Raw genomic sequence first — 17,980 nt, 5'->3', positions numbered from 1 at the left:
GTATAGCCGCATTTCACGACTATACCGTTTTGTTGGGATGGCAAACTCCCTATGTTGCACTGCCTAACCTATTGGTTGTTATTTTTCTTAAGCCCCCGTGCTAGCGCTAATAGAGCAGATCCAATCAGTGTCATAACACCTACATAGAATGGTGTACTCGTTGCATCGCCAGTTTTTGGTAGAACATTTGCAGAAGATGGCTTTGCTGTTCCTGGGTTCTTTGGATCTTTCGGGTTGGCCGGTTCTTCCGTGAACGTCCAGGAGCCCGTGATGGTCGCGTCCCCGTCGCCCATGGTGCCGTTGTTCGGGTCGGTCCAGCCGCTGAAGGCCCACGTGCCCTTCTTGCCGTCCTTCTCGCCCTCTGCCGTGTCGCCAGCCTTGTAGGTGGCGTCCACGTCGTAGTGGTCGCCGGCGTAGTAGCTGCCGCTGTCCTTCGGCAGGTCCTTCCCTGCCGGCGCGTCGGCGCCCCAGTCGTAGGTGACCTGGTGCTTGGCGGCCTCCGTGAACGTCCAGGAGCCCGTGATGGTCGCGTCCCCGTCGCCCATGGTGCCGTTGTTCGGGTCGGTCCAGCCGCTGAAGGCCCACGTGCCCTTCTTGCCGTCCTTCTCGCCCTCTGCCGTGTCGCCAGCCTTGTAGGTGGTATCTACGGTGTAGTGATCACCCTTGTGGTAGCTGCCTGTATCTTTTGGAACAGCCTTTCCTTCCGGTGCCTCTCCGCCCCAGTTATAAGTCACTGTGTATGTAGGGAGTTCATACACAACGGCTATCTCATGGTTTTTATCGAGATTCGTAAAGGTATAGCTATTTGGATACGTAGATATATCCACTTCCGTGCCATCGACGGTTACGCTCTTTAGCTTGTAACCATCGTTTGGCGCATAGTTTATGGTCTTGTTGTCTCCCTTATAAACATCGCAGCTCGGATCAATGGTTCCGTTTGTTACGGATGTAGTGATTTTTAGCTTGACCCGGCTCTCCTTCCAAATTGCTTTGACTTGCGTATCTTTGTCAACCGTAATCTCAGTGCCTGGCGCTAGTTTTTTGCCATTTACTTCCCAGGTGTCAAATTCCTGATTTTCAGGAGCGGTGAAAGCATTGCTCAAAATCTTGTACTTTGAGCCCTTGTTGAGCTTCTTGCCATCCATTTTGCCAGCGCCGCCGTTGCCATTGTAGCTAACAGTGGCCGTTTCGAGCGTCTTGCTTTCCTCAACTGAATCGAGCTTGTCGGTGTCTCCCTCGAGACCACCATTATCCTTTGCGGTTGCCTTGATGGTTCCAGCGAGTTCGATGTCTTCGACACTCAGAGTAATCACGCCGGTGTTCTCATCAACGCCAGTTCCGCTCCATTTATTGGTTTTCAAATCTCGCGTTGCAGTGACGGTTTTCTCCGCTCCAGAAGCATCTTTATAGGTAATCGTGTAGGACAGCAGGTCGGTATCATCACCAGGTACTTTGTAAGCTGGTGGGGTAATAGTTACTTCGCCATTATCCGTATCTACCGCAATCGCAGGAGATTTAGGTGCAATATTTTTCACTAGATCTTTGGCAAGGTATTTAATGACTTCAGACTCATCTTTTACATCAAGTGAACCATCAGCCTTTTTATTAGGTACAAAAGTTCCGCCTGACCAGCTAGCGTTTACATTACTTGGGTTGATTATTCTTACGTTTCCATCTTTATCAAACTCTATAAATGCAGGTATGTCTTTATAGAATCCAGTTCCGTTTGGTAATTTAGATTCTCCATTTACTGTATATGCTTCTTTAATAGCTGCAACTATAGCTGTTTTATCATCTTCTGTTAGTTTTCTAGGGTCTCTAACTTCTGTTTTTCCTACTGGTGCCGGTTGAACAGTTGTTGTGGAACAAGATATAAATTTATGGGGTTCTTTTACAGAAACACCAACTATTTGATCAATTTTTAAGTCAGGATTTGGAATTGTATATGAAAACTCTCCTGTTGTAGTATCTACAACTGTATCTACCGGTTTAGATGAGTCTTTGTCAACTAGACACTTATTTTCATTACAATATTGATCTAATTTATTCTTATTAACATTAAGGACTAATTGTACTTTTATGCCATCAAAAGGTCCTGGTCCAGCCAGTTTTCCTTTAATAACATTGTCGACAACTGTGATATCACCAATGGTAGCGCCCATTGAAGTTTCGGTTACCTGTTTGATTTTTAGGTCCGGAGCTTCAATTTTTCCGGAGGTTGATCCATCGGTATAGGTTACTTCATAGTAAGCATGTTCCGTGCCATTGATTGAGAATTTGACACTACTAAAGTCTCCCGCAATGTCCGGATTGGCGTTCTTCAACATTTCAGTAGCTTCTGCTTGCTCATCGTCATTTACAATGTTAGCGTTCGTTTGTTCAATCCAGATTTCGCCGACGGGCATCTTCAATTTGTCTTTATTCTCGAAGGCTTTTGATGGCTCAGCATTTGCGGTCACCACATCAGATGTATCGCCAGCCAAGGTTTGATAGGCAGTGACGGTATCGCCTTCTGCAACGGTAACGCCGCCAGGTAGATTTACCGTCCACGTAACTCCACTGCTGGGGGTGACGGAAACAGTGGCTTTTTCGTTACCGTTCTTATCTTTTAGGGTCACATATACAGTCGATCTTACGGTCTTTCCACCAACTCTTTTTCGTTGTACATTACCGCCAGATATAGTTGTGGCATCGTAAAAGACCTTGCCAATGGTCGGTGCCGGTAAAGTTGATCGACGCACGGGTTGATCAACAATCTCCGGTCCTATTTCTAGGCCATCACCCTGTTCCTCGTTGGATTTGATGCTTGATGGTTCTTCCTTTGCAGGAGTATCAATTGGCGTTTCAGATTGAGGTTGGTCTTGCAAGTTTTTGGCATACGTAATTGGTGCCCATGACAGGGACAAAACCATCAGGGGCATCAATGCGAACGAAAAAACTTTGATAACATTTTTATGCTTTTTTATTATCATAACTACGTTACCCAACTACGCTATAGCGTTGGGTTTTCCTTTCTCTGACGTCTCCTATTAATTTGATTAATCCCATATGATTTTTTACAAAGCACGGTAGATTTGTTGCCACCTTTGAGTAGTATTTACATCCTTCGTTACAAATGAATACGTCATACAACTCCAACGATTGATACGTATACACTATAATCATGCACTCGCCACATCTCAATTGTGGCCTCATTTTTATTTTTTATCAAAATAGTACACTTGTTTTTTGCCATTTTGGCTCTTATTGCCATTTGGGACTGCGGTGGTTTTTCTGGACCACCCAACATTGCCTTTAAACCGAAGCTCGATGTCGAAGCCATCCATGACGACCTCCTGGTGAGCTACGGCCGCGCGCTCCGCCAAGGGCAGGACGGTGAGGCGCCACGACTACGGCTCAAAGCCCTGACCGAATACGAGACGCGCATTCTTGCCTCTTGCTCCGTGAAAGGAGGCGGTCGCGCTGCCTGCGCTTAGAGCAAGATAGCCGTCGAAGTTGGCGCTTCAACGGCTATCGGCTGGCGCGGGATGCCCACGCCGGATCACATCGGGAAGTGTCTCACGCCAACCCTTTTCTGCCATTGGATGTGCCGATGTTCGGCGGAAAGGACTGGTGAAAACCATGTCTCATAACGCGTGCCCCTATCAGGGCGCGCGGCGTGAGCATGCAGGCGCCCGCGGCTACGGCCGGGCGTCCCGATGAAGCGCCGCAGTAAAGTCACCCTGCCCGACGGAAGCACGGGCTGCCAGGACATCGACCTGCGCAAGAGGCTCAACCTAAGCTACCTGCGCTACACCAACATGCTGGGGCGGAGATATGTGGATCTGCTGCCTCCTCGACATCCGAAGCGAACGACCTGCCCGACGGCCTCATGGACGTGCCGCAGATCGCGGAGCGCTTTATTCCACTACGCTTTCAACCCAATCGACGAGCGCGTCGTAGCCTACCGACCCATCCGCAACACCTACATGACCTTGAGGAAGGCTGCGTGGTCAGGCCTGAAGCCAATGCCAGACATCCTGAGGTATGTGCCAAGTAGGGCGGCACCCGTTCTCTTGTTGCCATCGAAAAACGGGTGGTCGGATATGATGCCGAAGGCGTATCTGCACGCCCTGTCGATAGCGCTTGGGTACAGGCTTGCCCCACCGAAGGTTTGGAGCGGTTGCGCCAACGCCGAGTCGAGGAGCCCCTCGTCGCGTAAGCCATCAAGCCCGCCAAACCGCTCGATTGCAGACGCGTGGATAGCCAGGACATCTTCTTTGGAGAAGGCTAGGACGCTCACTTGGCAAGCTCTTCGAACACATCTGCGTACTCGTCCATAAAGTCGACTGCCACGTCCGTGGCGTTGCTATTCTCCCGAGCCGGTTGGATTACGACCCAGGGCTTGTTGTTTTTCAAGATGGTGACTGACTTGCCCGTCCTGTTCACCTCTGCCGTCAAGCGCGAGAAGTTGTTCTTGGCCTCTGCGAGCCCCATCGTCAATGCCGCCATTTCTGACCTCCTATAATGTTAGCCAGAATTATAGCTAGCATTCGAGGCAGCATCAATTGAAGATGCAGATGGCAGAGACCTGTAAGCAAAGTCCGCAGACTCGCACTGGGAGGGCAGTTGAACGGCTTTTTACGGGGACACTTTCTTAGAAAAACGTAAAAGTGTCCCCCTTAACAGATGATTTTTGGACAAAACTCTATTCCCACTCAGTGATTAATCCAGTCCGAGTGATTTCAATGAGTGTCGCACCGTGCTACCGAGGGGCTGATTCGTGCGCAATTTGGACAAATCAGCCCTTGATTCGCTGTATTGGAATGACTCAATTGATTCGCAAAACCGCAGGTCACACCTTTGATCACTCCCAGGTTTCCGCCGGGATTCGTAGCAGGCAGCTTGAAATGAGGTGATTCAAGTCAGGCTACGCCCACGGCACCTCAGGCTCGCCCCAAGGTACACTCGAGCAGAACGAGTACGCCGCCAAGGCCGCCGAGAACGGGGCAAAGCTAAAGGAGCTTGCGTCGCAGCCGATGATCGACGAAGCGCTGGTAGCAGAGCTCAAGCGCGACGGAGTAAAATTCACCCGTAAGGACATGCTTTTCGTCACACGCGACAAGACGGGGCAAATCGTCTGGTTGAAAAAGGGAAATGCTGGCTCCGGCATGGGACACATCAAATCCTGAGGCCACGATGTGCAGATTGCCAAGGCTTTCGGCGTTCCAAAAACCGAGGTTGAAGCCTATTTGAGGAAAGTCATAAGTCAAGGCAGCATCGTGAAAAACGAGCTCAAGCCCATCGGAAGCCGCATGGGATACGAGCGTGTCTACTACTACGAAGGCGAGTACTGCATCATTACGGGTGTCGGTACTAACGGTTTCATCGTGTCGGCTTATCCTCACCGCCGCAGAAAGGAGAAGTGATGGTCACCATCAAGATTATGAACGAGTTCCTGCATGGCCCCGTCTGGACCTGCGAAGAGGGAACCGGCATCGCGACCGATGACTTGCCGCTGGTTCACGAGGACCCGATTGTAGCTTCGCTGAATAGGGAAATCAGCGAACTGTTCGATTCCTATTACGAGTTCGACTCGCACGACCAGGCCTGCTGGTTCAACGAGGAACAGGAGAGGGTCGACAAGCAGAAGATGCTCGATCTTTTGGGCAGGCTCAACGCCCGTATCGCAGAGCTGAACGACGGCTCCTTCGTCGTGGACGACCAAGAAACCCCACGCGTCCAGGCTCTGTAGCAACTCCACGGCTCCGGCATCCCTGCAGACGCCGGAGCCCACTCATCCCATGTCTGACCCGAGCACCTCCAGTCTGCTCAACGGCTCAGAGGGCGCTCATTTTTACCAAAAACCGCCCGCGACTATTCTGTTTTGCACCAAAATCATGTACAAATTATCCCGCTCGAAGCGTTTTAAACCGTAGAAAAGGGTGTCCTCGAAGTCACGAAGATACCCTTTTCTACCTGCACTTATGTTGCTATTCGCTATCTACTGTCGCGAACCGTAAGCTCTATCGGCTTACTCCCACTCAATCGTCGCGGGGGGCTTGGGCGTCACGTCGTATACCACTCGGTTGACGCCCTCCACCTCGCCGACGATGCGCGTGGAGATGCGCCCGATTACCTCAAAGGGCAGCTTGGCCCAGTCGGCGGTCATGGCGTCGCTCGACTCCACCGCTCGAACGATCACCGGACGACGGTAGGTGCGCTCGTCGCCCATCACGCCCACGGACCTGATGTCGGGCAGCACGGCAAAGTACTGCCAGCAGCTATGCTCCGAGTTGCGCTCGCCCGTCTCCTCGAACAGCCGCGCGTTATAGGCGTCCAGCTCCTCGCGGACGATGGCGTCGGCGTCCTTGAGGATGGCGAGCTTCTCGGCCGTCACCTCGCCGATGATGCGAATGGCAAGGCCCGGACCGGGGAAGGGCTGGCGCCAGACCATCTTGGCGGGCAGCCCCAGCGCGATGCCCAGCTCGCGGACTTCGTCCTTAAAGAAGTGGTCCAGCGGCTCGACGAGGTCAAAGCGCACGCCCTCCGGAAACGGGATCAGGTTGTGGTGGCTCTTGATCGTGGAGGCCTTCCCGCCCGTCTTGCGCGCGCCCGACTCGATGATGTCGGGATAGATGGTGCCCTGGGCCAGCATCTCCACGTTGCCGATCTTCTGCGCCTCGTCAAAGAAGACCTTCCAGAACTCGGTGCCAATGCGGCGACGCTTCTCCTCGGGGTCGCTCACGCCGGCAAGCAGCCGTCCGTAGCGCTCCTCGGCATGCACGTGCACCAACGGCACGTTGAACTGCCCGCGAAAGACCTCCTCCACCATCTCGGGCTCGCCCTTGCGCAGCAGGCCATGGTTCACGAAGACGCAGGTGAGCTGGTCGCCTATCGCGCGGTGCACGAGCGCCGCCACGACGGAGGAGTCCACGCCGCCCGAGAGGGCCAAGATCACCTTCTTGGCACCCACCTGCTCGCGAATCTGCGCGACCTTCTCCTCGATGATGTTGTCCATGTTCCACGTGCGCGAAAGACCGCAGACGTCAAACAAGAAGTGCTCGAGCATGGTCATGCCGCAGGCGGTGTGGCGCACCTCGGGATGAAACTGCGTGGCAAAGAGCCGACGCGACGCGTCCTCCATGGCGGCGACGGGACAGGCGTCCGTGGAGGCAGTCACCGCAAAGCCCTCCGGCACCCGGCTCACGGCGTCGCGATGGCTCATCCACACGGTCTGGTTCTGGGGCGTCCCGTCCAGGATGCGCGAGCTTCCCCTGCGGTGGAGCTCGGCGGGGCCATACTCGCCCTTGTCGGTATGACCCACCGCGCCGCCCAGGGTGACGGCCATGATCTGCTGTCCGTAGCAGAAGCCGAACACCGGAATACCCAGGTCAAAGATCTTGTGGTCCATCGTTGGGGCGTCCTCGGCATACACGGAGGCGGGACCGCCCGACAGGATGATGGCGCTGGGAGCCAGGGCGCCGAGCTCCTCGGCAGAGATGTCGCAGGGAACTATCTCGGAGTATACCTGCAGGTCGCGGACGCGCCGGGCGATGAGCTGCCCGTACTGGGCGCCAAAGTCGAGAACGGCGACGAGTTGGGTGGGTCTGGAGTTCTGCATGGACGCTGCCTCTCTGCCAGAGGCGCAAGCCGGTCGGCACAGGGCTTGGCCCCCGCGCCGCAGACCCTGCGCGCCTCGGATGTTCACTGCTCCGTACCCATGATACCGCCCGGCCGTCGTTCGGGGGACAAGAAGCGCCGACCGTGACCTGGCGAACAGGACCTGTCGCCTGGGTCCGGGAACATGCCCTGTCGCCCGCTGCCTGGAGGCGCGCAGTGCCGCGCTGGCCCGGCGGACACGCGCCGCGGACCGCCCTTTATGAACTTCGTGCGAGGATTGTTCAATAAGCCTATTATTTATTAGTTATGCGTATGTCCTGCCGTTTCTCTTACCAGGTCACATGGTGAGACATGACGATGGAGGGACCACATCGTGGCGCGCCACAAGAAGACCCCCACAGAGACTCATGGCAACGGCGACCTCGCCGCAAAGTCCGCGACGCTCTCCCGCAACGCATCGGCATCCGTTGACCACTACGTGGCCAAGCGCATCAGGCGGAGGCGTCACAAGGTCGCCCGCAACGTCCTCATCACCCTTGCCTCCCTCATCGTGCTGGCGGGCGCGGCCATGGCAGCTTACGTTTACCACATCAACACCCAGCTCACCGGCGGCCTGAGCCCGGACCTTTCCTCCGCGCTGACGTCCACGGAGGCAGGTAGGCCGTTTTACGTGCTGCTTCTGGGCATCGACAAGGACGAGGGCCGTTCGGAGGGCCCTGAGTACGGGTCCAGCGACAGCGCGTATCGCTCCGACTCCATCATGCTCGCGCGCGTTGACCCGCAGGAGAAAAAGGTGACGCTGGTGTCCATCCATCGCGACACCCTAGTCAACCTGGGATCATACGGCGAGCAGAAGATCAACGCCGCGTTCGCGTTTGGGGGCCCCGCCTACGCCACCCAGGTCATCTCGCAGTTTTCGGGTGTGAGCATCTCGCATTACGCCCAGATTGACATGGACGGCATGGCGCAGGCGGTCGATGCCGTCGGCGGCGTGACCGTCAACCTGCCCACCCCCGTCAAGGACCCTCAGTACACGGGACTCGACCTGCCGGCGGGCGAGCAGACCATCGACGGCCGGACGGCGGCGCTTCTTTCCCGCGCGCGTCACGCCTATGACGCCTACGGCGACGGCGACCTGTACCGCGCCGCCAACCAACGTGCCGTGATCATGGCCGTCATGAAGAAGGTGCTGGCAAGCGACCCCGTCACCATGGTCAACACGATCAACACGATGGCCGGCATGATCAAGACCGACATGGACGTCAACACCATAGCCTCGCTTGCGGCGCAGTTCAGGGGCATGAACGTGGACACGGACGTCATGGCGGGCATGGAGCCCACCACCTCGCAGTACAAGAACGACACCTGGTACGAAATCTGCCAGACGAGCGCGTGGAGAAAGATGATGTCTCGCGTGGACCAGGGGCTCCCGCCATACGAGAACGACGCAGATGACCCTGCGAGGGGCGTGTCCGCCCAGGATTCAGGTGCCGCGGCGACGGGCGAGGCTGGAACGACCAAGACGGGAGAGGGGGCGTCCGCCTCCGACGCGCCCACCTACTCGGGCAGCGTGCTCGTGCTCAACGCGAGCATGACCGACGGCGCCGCGGGCAAGGTGGCAACGACGCTCAAGAACAGGGGCTTTACCGCGACGGCGGACACCGCCGCAGCACGCGAGAGCACGACGAAGGTCATCTATAACGGCAACGGGGCCCGGTCGTCGGCGCTGGGCGTTGCCCAGACGTTGGGCGGCGGCGTCATGCCCCAGGCAAATGACGGCAGCTACAGGACGGACGTGCCGGTGATCGTGATTCTGGGCGGCGACTCATACTAGGCGATGTGGCGCGATTCTCTTGCAAGGCCACCTGAGCAGGCTGACTTCTCGCGCAGAATCAAAAGGGCTGCCCGTCCTCCAAGGGCGACGCGCGACCTCCTAAAGATGGCGCGCGACCTCCTGAAAGATGACGCGCGACCTCCTGAAAGATGGGGCGCAACCTCCTGAAAAAACGGCCCCGCCACGCTATGTGACGGGGCCGAACGCAACTCAGGACGAGGTCTGGCCTATGCTTTCCCGCCCTTTTTCCGCAGGACGCCCGCAAGGGCAAGCGCAAGGCCAAAGGCTGTCAGAACATACGGGGCGGCAAGGGAAACGTCGCCCGTCCGCGGCAGGGTCGGCTCGGAAGGGTTGGCGGGAGGGTTAGCGGGCGGCTCGACGTAGCTGTTCGTGACCGTGAGCGTGCCGTCCTCCGCGTTCGTGCCGTAGCTCACGCGGTAGTCGCCACGCAGGCCGCCCTCCGCGAGCCTCTCGCCCGTGGCGGAGAGCTCCGCCACGGAGTAGGCGTACTTGCGACCCTGGGCATCGTACGTGGACACGCCCTCCCACGTCGCAGAAAGGCCGCTCGTTGTAACGGACTCGCCCACAGGCTCGGGCTCGCCGCCGTCAACGGAGCGCAGGAGCTGAAGCGTCACCTCGCCGTGGTCGCCCTCGACGCCGCCCGCCCAGGTCTTTGTCGCATGCACGTCAACCAGGGGCTCGGTCATGTGATGGGTGGTCTCGGAGACGAGCTTGACGTCCTGCCCCCTCACGGAGGTCACCTGCGCCGTGTTGTCAAAGCGCTGGGGTTTGTCGGCCTTTTGGGCGAGGCTTGTGGGCACTGTGAAGCTGATTGACTGACCTGGCTCCAGCGACGGGATGGTCCATGCGAGGGTGCGACCGTCACGCGTGCGGCTTGCCGCAATCTCGTCCATTCCCTGGGTAAGCGCGTTGCCGTCCTTGTCGGTGCCGCTCGCCGTAATGTTGCCCTCGTCAATGTCCAGTCCCTCAGGTATAGGGTCGCTGACCTTCACGTTGGCAAGAGGGAGCGTGTCATTTTTATTGGTCACCGTAATGGTGTATGCGATGGGCTCGCCCTGCTCGTTCTTAATTTTTGCGGGCGCATCTTGAGTACCCGAAGCGGGATCTGATGACTTGGTAAGCCCGAGGTTCACCGTATGGAGCTTGACCGAGCTTGCCGCATAGAGATCGTTTGTCAGGGGGTTTGCCCCACCCGTTGCGTTAACGCACCTCACCCGATGCTGGTTGACGGCAAGCTTGCCGTCCAGCTTGTCGTTTGCGGCTTCGTCCTTTGTGGGAGAGTCCATATTGATATATGCCACGAGCGCCGATCCGGGGGCAAGGACAAAGTCGTCCCCGCCCTTGGTCTTAGAGGCGTCAATCGCTATCGCACGTATGGCGTTCTTGGTTGTCTCGGGCAGCGAGGCGCCCATCTGCGTGAAATCGTCTGTCCCCTCGTATTTTGTCCACACCTGCGTGTTGGAGAGGTCGGTATCTGCCTCGCCAGGGACGGTGGTAGCGTAGTAGAGCACGGGCCGGGCATGGTCGTTTGCCCCGGTCTTTCCAAAAGAGGTGCGCCCAGCGATAGCCGAGAGGTCAACGCTTCTAAAGTGGCCCCGCCATGCAGAGCTCTGCGCCGGCGAGCCGCCGTGTGCGTCCGCACCGTTCTCGAGGGTGTCATAAAAGACGATCTGCGTGCCTTTGCTGGCTCTCTCCTGGTAGTAGGCCAGGCGATACTGATAGCTGGAGTCCGTGTAGACGTCGCTCGTGCCCTCCTGAGCATCCTCGAAGGTCTGGTCTAGCTCGACGTTGCGAACCTGCTGCTCGGTGCCCGCCTCGGTCACGTTGATTGGCTTGAAACTCACGGGTCTGTGCGTCAGGCCAAAGCCGACGGTATCGCCTGTCTTCGCGTCGCGAACCGCGTCTGCCAGCGAGGTGAAGTAATGGTACGTCTCGGGATTGTCCGTCTTCGAGAAGTCAATCTGCGCAGGGTCCCACTCGCCCTTCGAGGTGTTCACAAAGGCGACCGTGTTGAGGACATCGGCTCCCCTGTCACGAATGTTCGCATAGGAGTTGACCAAATCAAATCTGAGGTAGAGCCTAAACGTTGGCGCGTCGTAGCCGGTGTATTTCATCTTGCCGTCATCGTTGCGCACGCTATAGGCACTCTCCTCGGGCGGAAGGCCCTTGAGCGTCACCTTGAGCATGGTGAGGCCGCTGCCCTGGTAGTTGGGAATCGTCTCGACGTCGTAGTACGAGGCGTCAAAGGGAACGTACAGATGCTGCGTGTTGGGATAATGCCAGCGCCCAACCTCGATGCTCGACGTGTCCAGCGTGGTGCCTGCAGGCAAAAGATCCCAAAAGACGCCAGATGAGATCGCGTATTTGCCCATCAACCCCTCGTCCTCGCTATAGCAGGCCCTGAGGTTCATGCCGTCGCCTAAGTTACCCATGTTGTTGAAGGTCATGACGGTGTAGGTGACGCGCTGTTTTGCCTTGTCAGGGATGTCCGTGACAGCGCTCGCGGTCTTGAGGACGGAGCTGTTCCTGGAAATCTGATTGAGGCGATAGGTTATGTACACATTATGCTCGTCATCTGTGCTGGCCGTCACCCCGGAAAGCCTCCGCGCAGTCAGGTCGCCAGCCTGATCGGCGGTCTTTCCCTCCATGAGCTTATAGTCAGCCGGAGCCGTGTAGTAGGTCTCCTTGCCATCCTTGATGTTTTGGTGCACATAGTCCCTGACCCTCTTCGAGGGAAGCAGGACCTCCGTGGTTACCAGGGAGAGACTGCTTTCATAGTAGGAACTCTCATGGCTGACGCGCACGTCCACAACGTCATCTGGCAACGCAACCTGTGCCGTGCCCCTGACGTTGACGTCCTGGAAAAATTCAAAGTTATTTTGCCCCGCATGCCTGATATAGAGGCTCACGGGCTTTTGGTTGGCGTAGTCCTTGGAGGGAGATGACATGCGCTCCCACACACCCGCCTGGGAATATACCGCGTCATACTCCTGCAGGCCTATCGTTACCTTGGTGTAGCGGTAGTCGTCGTCAGAAAGGTTGATGGGGTCGATCAGCTTGTCTGTGGTCCCGGGTATGCGGCCCCTACCGTCACCGGTGGAGAGGATCTTTCCCCGCTCCGAGATAACCATGGTCCTTGGCTCACAGGAGTACGTATGGGCATCCTTGTCCCAAGTGGGCCTCACGGGGCCGCTGTCGGCAACGTGAGTGAAGGAATCGGTGCCCCAGAAGCCCCCTTGCACCTCCGCCTTCTTTCCGGCGTCAAGAGCGCTTTGGCCACCATAGTTGACCCGCGCGTCCGTATCGTTCAGGTTTTTGCCGCCAGACTTTAGGTAGGTATACTTCCTGTATCCGTAGTCGCCCTTCTCAAGGAGCAGGATGTTGGCCGCAGTCGTCGCGCTGGCCTCAAAGCGGTGCGGTTCTGCAGGATTGTTGGGGTTATCCTTGGAGGTCTGGGTGACCTTGACCGTATTGTGCACATCGATACCCTGCTTTTCCATGTCCACGCCATGGGCCTTGGCGTCCGTGATGAGCGTGTTGGGATAGCGCATCAAGAGGACGAAAGCCTTCCAACCGCCGGCGTTGCCGCTGGAAATCTTGTTGTTATATGTACCGCCAAGTTCGAGGTACGTTTGACTGCTCCAAGGGGAGTTGGCAAGGGAGGATTGGATGCCCTCATATACGATGGGGCTCGTCTTTGCAGCCCCGTCGGACCACATGCGCCCCTCCCAGTCCTTGGCTAGGCCGCTGAGCGTGGTCAGGTTAAGTCCCTGATACATGTGGGCAAGATCGCTAAACGCGACCTTTTGGTCGGCGGTCCAGGCACCAACCAGCTGCCCGCCTTCACCCGCAGCGGACCCCACGTTTTCGAAGGTGTAGGTGAAGGGCTGACTGCTGGATTCGGTCGTCGTTCCAAAGCGCCTGATCTGGGCGGCGTAGGCAACGTAGAAGTAATCGTCCGCGTCAGCCGGTCTGGGGCCCCAGCTTTGTTGCCAGGTCAGATAGGTGTCCTCGACAGGGTTGGGGGTGGCCTGACTCAAGCGCTTGATGGTGAGCTCAGGAGGCTTTGCCTCGGTGTGAACTTTGACCGTGAGCGTGACGGTCTGCGTGAAGTCGGCGTTGCCGTCCAGATCCTTGTCCACGCTCAGAGTGACGTCAAAGGTCTTCTCGTAGTTTCCCTGCGCGTCCACGCTCAGGACAGTTGGGATGAAGTGATAGTTGAACAGGAAGTTATCTGCCTTGGATCCCGAAATGACCTTGGCATTTGTGGCGATAACCCTTGAGCCGTCGTTGCTTTTTGCATAGTTGAAGCTGGTCGTATCGGCAACGGCAGGCGCAGCGGGCACCTGCGTCTGGAACTGGCTCAGGGGGCTGAGGGGGTTCTTGTTGATGTCAACGTAGGTATTTGTGTCGCTGTCCCAGGTGACAAACAGCGAGGAGGGGGCGCTCACCGTAACTGAGCCTGCTGGCAGGCTCGTGACGTTTCCCGTGTCTGTGAGATTGAAGGAGATATCTACGGAGGCAACATACGGTCTGTTGTACAGCGGGTGGGAGGCAGTGCCAAACGATAGGGTGGCGGGGTTCTCGTATTCGTAGCCCGTGGTGGTCGCATTGAAGGGATTGCCCCACTTGGCCACAAACTTATAGTCGGGCTCCGCAGGGGCGGGGGCCTTTGCGGGAGCGGAGGGCGCCGTGGCCGCAGAGGCGGAGACGGCATCGGCATCAGCAGGGGCCACCGTTGAGGCAGAGGTCTCCTCGGCGGAGGCGGCAGCATCTCCAGTGGAGGCGGGGGCTGCGGATGCCTCGGCGGGCGCAGAACTGTTCTCGGCGGCGGGAGCGGCCATGGCGGGAAGCGCCACGCCCGCAGCGACAAGGAGGACGGCGGCAAGCGCCAGGCCTGCGTTGCGGCGGAGCTCGCACAGCGCAGACCGCAAACCTCCCCGTGGCGTGTTGGTCCTAGTGTCTTGCATGGCGCTCTCCCCTCCCCGCGCGGGTGACAAGCCGCGCGAATACAACAAACGAAGACGCACGCTCCGCCGCGTCAAGCGGAGTGCGCGCCTTGCGTGACTGGTTCGCGACGACGTCGCGTGACGCGACGTCGTTTGAAGGCAGGGCTATACGAGCGTCGAGCGTCGAGCGTCGAGCGTCGAGCGTCGAGCGTCGAGCGTCGAGCGTCGAGCGTCGAGCGTCGAGCGTCGAGCGTCGAGCGTATTGATGCGGGTTCCCACGCTCGTGTCAAGCCCCCTTCAACGACATTTCACGTAGCAGCACGGCGCACGGCCGGGCGCCGGCTGATACGTGTATATCAAATCCTTTTACCATGTATTCAGCCTGCAAGCAAGCTAGGATGCCTAAATGGCCATCCGTCTGTAAACCGTTTTGGCCCAGGTCATGTCGCTCGTGCCCTCAGAATCGCGCCTTCAGCCCATTTGCACGTTCGGGACCCGCCTCGGCGGGTCCTTTTTTGCGCGATGCTCGGGGGTCCCGTTCAAAGCGTACGTCTGGACGGGTCTGAATAATCGAATCCTGGGCAAACGTAAAAGCTAGCCTCCGCGACGCGCGCTTTAGGCGGGGGGCGCCGAGCATCCAACCGCGTGCCGGGCCGCCCGTAGCCAAAACACGACGCTTGTGTCAAAATCGCGGGCTTTGGGCCGGGATTCTGACACAAATGTCGTGTTCTGGCTAAGCCCCGCAGCCCGGCAAGACGTCACGGACCGGCCAAGCCCAGCAGCCCAGCAAGGCGTCGCGGACCGGCCAACCGCTGCGGCTCGACCATGGAAGATCGTAAAAGGCCGCCAGAAGGCGCCCGGCGAGGGGCGCCAAGGGGCACCCACCCGCTCACGCGCGCAAGCGTGCCTACACGTTGAACAGGAACTCCATGACGTCACCGTCTTGGACCACGTAGTCCTTGCCCTCCATGCGGAGCCTTCCCGCCTCGCGCGCGCCCGTCTCGCCACCCAGGGCAACGTAATCGTCAAAGCTGATGGTCTTTGCCTTGATGAAGCCGCGCTCAAAGTCGGAATGGATGACTCCGGCGGCCTCGGGTGCCTTGGCGCCGACGCGCACGGTCCACGCGCGCACCTCCTTGGGTCCGGCGGTGAAGTAGCTCTGCAGGCCCAGCAGCCGATAGGCCGCCTGCGCCAAGGCCTGCAGGCCGCTGTGCTCCAGCCCCAGGGACGCCAGGTACTCCGCCGCCTCGTCGGCGTCGAGCTCGGCGAGCTCCGCCTCCACCTTGGCGCAGATCGCGATGGGTTGCCGGGTTCCCACGGGCGCCGGAACCTGGGTCACCGCGTCCTCGTCAACGTTCGCCACGTAGAGAATCGGCTTCATCGTGAGCAGGAAGAGGTCGTGCGCGCAGGCTCGCTCGTCGTCGCTCATCGGGAGGTCGGCGGCACGGTTGCCCTCGTCGAGCCATGCCTGCAGGCGCTTGGCCACGGCGAGGCGAGGCGCGCACTCCTTGTCGCGCTTGGCCTCCTTCTCGAGCTTGGGAATCGAGCGCTCCAGCGACCCCAGGTCGGCCAGGACGAGCTCGGTCTGAATCGTGTCCACGTCGGCGACGGGGTCCACGCGCCCGTCCACGTGCACCACGTCGGCATCAGAAAAGTACCTCACGACCTCGCAGATGGCGTCGCAGTTGCGGATGTTGGCGAGAAACTGGTTGCCCAGGCCCTCCCCCTCGTTGGCGCCACGCACCAGTCCTGCGATGTCCACGAACTCGACCGTGGCCGGCACGACGCGAGCGGGACTGACTATCTTGGCAAGCTGCTCGAGCCGCTCGTCGGGCACGTCAACGACGCCCACGTTGGGGTCGATGGTGGCAAAGGGGTAGTTTGCCGCAAGGCCGCCCTTCTTGGTGAGGGCCGTGAACAGGGTGGACTTGCCGACGTTGGGCAGCCCCACGATTCCGATAGACAGCGACACGGTATGCTCCTTAGCAGCTCTTCCGATGTGACGGACTCTTCCGATGTGACGGGCTCATGCGGTATGACGAACCCCTACGGTGTGACGGACCCTAGCTTAGCGCAGTGGGGACCATGGCGCGCGACCTATGCCGTGGCGTCGCTCCCATGCCGCCGTGGCGTCGCTCCCATGGCGCCGCGCGGCGGACGGCGCGCCAGCCGCGCCCGCCGACGCTACTTCGCGTCGTCGTCCAGGCGCTCGAGGGCGTCAAGCGCACGGTTGAGCTGGCGCCTTCCCTCCTTGGCGGCCTTGTGCGCCCTCTCCATCTGCTGCTGTGCCTCGCGCTTGCGACGCTCTGCCTCCTTGTCGCGCACGACAAGCTCGCTGGGGTCGCAGGTCTCCATGGTCAGGGCGCCCTCCGGGCACACCCGCACGCACGCCGCGCAATTGATGCAGTAGGCCGTCTCCACCGAAAAATGCCCCTGCGCGTCGAGCTCGCAGGCGTTGACGGGACACGTGCGCGTGCAGACGTCGCACATGGTGCAGCGCGTGGTGTCGCAGGAGGGAACCTGCAGGCGCATGCGCCCCGCCAGGGCGGGGTGGCCCTGGAGCATGCCCAGCACGGTGCGACGCTTTTGGGTGAGGATGCGCTGACGGCTGGCGGAGGTCTTGCCGCCCACGGCGTTCTCCAGAGACTGCTGCATGCGGTAGAGCTGGTCGGCGTGGTCCTTGACCTTCTTGGCGACTGCCTGGGCACCTGCCAGCGCCGGGTTCATCGACGTCAGGGCGGCCTGCCCCGCGCGACGCATCTCGTTGAGGAACTGGCCACGTCGATAGGCGCGCGTCTGCTCGTGGTTGAGCTCCTTCTCGTCCACCTCGAGGCCCACCGACGCCTGGGACCACTCCTCGGCCATGGAGATCTCCGTGGCGTAGGCCTCCTCGCCTGTGGTGGTGCGGCAGCGGTCGCAGATGCCCAGGGGCAGGTACACGCTGACGTTGTCATAGTCGGCGATCAGCGAGAACCACAGCTCGCGCGGGATGAGGCCCACGCAGGGCAGCAGCACCTCGTTGTCCTTGGGAAGCCTGCCGAGGGCGCGCGTGCAGGTGACGTAGCACTGCTCATGGGCGCTGGCGGCGCGCACGATCTTGTCATAGAGCTGTCGCGTCATGAGTCGCTGCGCCACGAAGACCTCGCTCGGGCAGACCATGGTGCACAGGCCGCACATGCGGCACGTGTCCAGGACGCGAATGCTCGCCTTGTGGATCTCGATGGCGTCCACCGGACAGATGTCCAGGCACAGGCTGCAGCAGGCGTCGGCCACCTCTTGGCTCACGAGCGAGCTGGCCTTGCAGCGCGTGCAGAAGACCGAGTTGGAGCGGGGGCGCTCCTTGTAGTCGGAGGGGTCGTACTGCCTGACCTTTGAGGGATCGATCACCGCGTCCGTCAGGCTGCCAAGAGGGTTTTGCAGACCGCTGAAGCCGTCCCGGATGTCTATGAGGTCATCGAGAACATCGTGCTCGTCACGTGCGTCAGCCATGAGGTCCCTTTCCGCCGGGGCGAGAGGTGCTCGCCGGGCGCCTGCCCTGAGCAGCCATTCTAGCACGGCGCGGGGACGCGGCGCC

The 17,980-nt window shown here is 59.1% G+C and carries 11 protein-coding genes; 3 read left to right on the top strand and 8 right to left on the bottom strand.

Going from position 1 to position 17,980, the window contains the following annotated elements; translation table 11 throughout:
* Window positions 1–68: 68 nt before the first annotated feature.
* From BN3001_RS08380 to BN3001_RS06280, 4 genes are all read right to left on the bottom strand, one after another.
* Window positions 69–2,972: an SHIRT domain-containing protein gene (locus BN3001_RS08380; protein ID WP_148362960.1), complete on the bottom strand. Its 2,904-nt coding sequence runs from the start codon at window positions 2,970–2,972 to the stop codon at window positions 69–71.
* Window positions 2,973–3,197: 225 nt separating this feature from the next.
* Window positions 3,198–3,326: a hypothetical protein gene (locus tag BN3001_RS08630; RefSeq protein WP_268872526.1), complete on the bottom strand. Its 129-nt coding sequence runs from the start codon at window positions 3,324–3,326 to the stop codon at window positions 3,198–3,200.
* Window positions 3,327–3,964: 638 nt separating this feature from the next.
* Window positions 3,965–4,282 (bottom strand): type II toxin-antitoxin system death-on-curing family toxin, encoded by a 318-nt coding sequence (locus BN3001_RS06285; RefSeq protein WP_148362959.1) that lies wholly within the window; start codon window positions 4,280–4,282, stop codon window positions 3,965–3,967.
* Window positions 4,279–4,491 carry a type II toxin-antitoxin system Phd/YefM family antitoxin gene (locus tag BN3001_RS06280; RefSeq protein WP_058270906.1) on the bottom strand — a complete coding sequence of 71 codons (213 nt, stop codon included), beginning with the start codon at window positions 4,489–4,491 and terminating at the stop codon, window positions 4,279–4,281. The genes BN3001_RS06285 and BN3001_RS06280 overlap by 4 nt, the downstream gene beginning before the upstream one ends.
* A gap of 689 nt (window positions 4,492–5,180) precedes the next feature.
* Here BN3001_RS06280 and BN3001_RS06275 point away from each other — a divergent pair.
* Both BN3001_RS06275 and BN3001_RS06270 read left to right on the top strand, forming a co-directional pair.
* Window positions 5,181–5,408: a hypothetical protein gene (locus BN3001_RS06275; RefSeq protein ID WP_058270905.1), complete on the top strand. Its 228-nt coding sequence runs from the start codon at window positions 5,181–5,183 to the stop codon at window positions 5,406–5,408.
* The gene (locus BN3001_RS06270; protein ID WP_058270904.1) at window positions 5,408–5,734 is read left to right on the top strand and encodes a hypothetical protein; all 327 of its coding nucleotides are present in this window, start codon (window positions 5,408–5,410) and stop codon (window positions 5,732–5,734) included. Before BN3001_RS06275 ends, BN3001_RS06270 begins: the two co-directional genes overlap by 1 nt.
* A 279-nt stretch (window positions 5,735–6,013) precedes the next feature.
* Here the strand turns inward: BN3001_RS06270 and guaA are convergent, their stop codons facing one another.
* The gene (gene guaA / locus BN3001_RS06265; RefSeq protein ID WP_058270903.1) at window positions 6,014–7,603 is read right to left on the bottom strand and encodes a glutamine-hydrolyzing GMP synthase; all 1,590 of its coding nucleotides are present in this window, start codon (window positions 7,601–7,603) and stop codon (window positions 6,014–6,016) included.
* A 372-nt stretch (window positions 7,604–7,975) separates the two neighbouring features.
* Here guaA and BN3001_RS06260 point away from each other — a divergent pair, with 372 nt between their 5' ends.
* Window positions 7,976–9,436: an LCP family protein gene (locus BN3001_RS06260; RefSeq protein ID WP_058270902.1), complete on the top strand. Its 1,461-nt coding sequence runs from the start codon at window positions 7,976–7,978 to the stop codon at window positions 9,434–9,436.
* A gap of 227 nt (window positions 9,437–9,663) precedes the next feature.
* On the opposite strand, the gene BN3001_RS06255 is transcribed toward BN3001_RS06260, so the two are convergent.
* From BN3001_RS06255 to BN3001_RS06245, 3 genes are all read right to left on the bottom strand, one after another.
* Window positions 9,664–14,427, bottom strand: a complete 4,764-nt coding sequence (locus tag BN3001_RS06255) for a Cna B-type domain-containing protein (protein WP_148362958.1) — start codon at window positions 14,425–14,427, stop codon at window positions 9,664–9,666.
* A gap of 886 nt (window positions 14,428–15,313) precedes the next feature.
* Window positions 15,314–16,378 (bottom strand): redox-regulated ATPase YchF, encoded by a 1,065-nt coding sequence (gene ychF, locus BN3001_RS06250; protein WP_058270900.1) that lies wholly within the window; start codon window positions 16,376–16,378, stop codon window positions 15,314–15,316.
* A gap of 212 nt (window positions 16,379–16,590) precedes the next feature.
* Window positions 16,591–17,895 (bottom strand): 4Fe-4S binding protein, encoded by a 1,305-nt coding sequence (locus BN3001_RS06245; RefSeq protein WP_058270899.1) that lies wholly within the window; start codon window positions 17,893–17,895, stop codon window positions 16,591–16,593.
* Window positions 17,896–17,980 lie beyond the last annotated feature (85 nt).

This window comes from Olsenella massiliensis, from assembly GCF_001457795.1.
Lineage (GTDB): Bacteria > Actinomycetota > Coriobacteriia > Coriobacteriales > Atopobiaceae > Olsenella_F > Olsenella_F massiliensis.
This window is presented reverse-complemented; position numbering and strand designations above follow the sequence as displayed.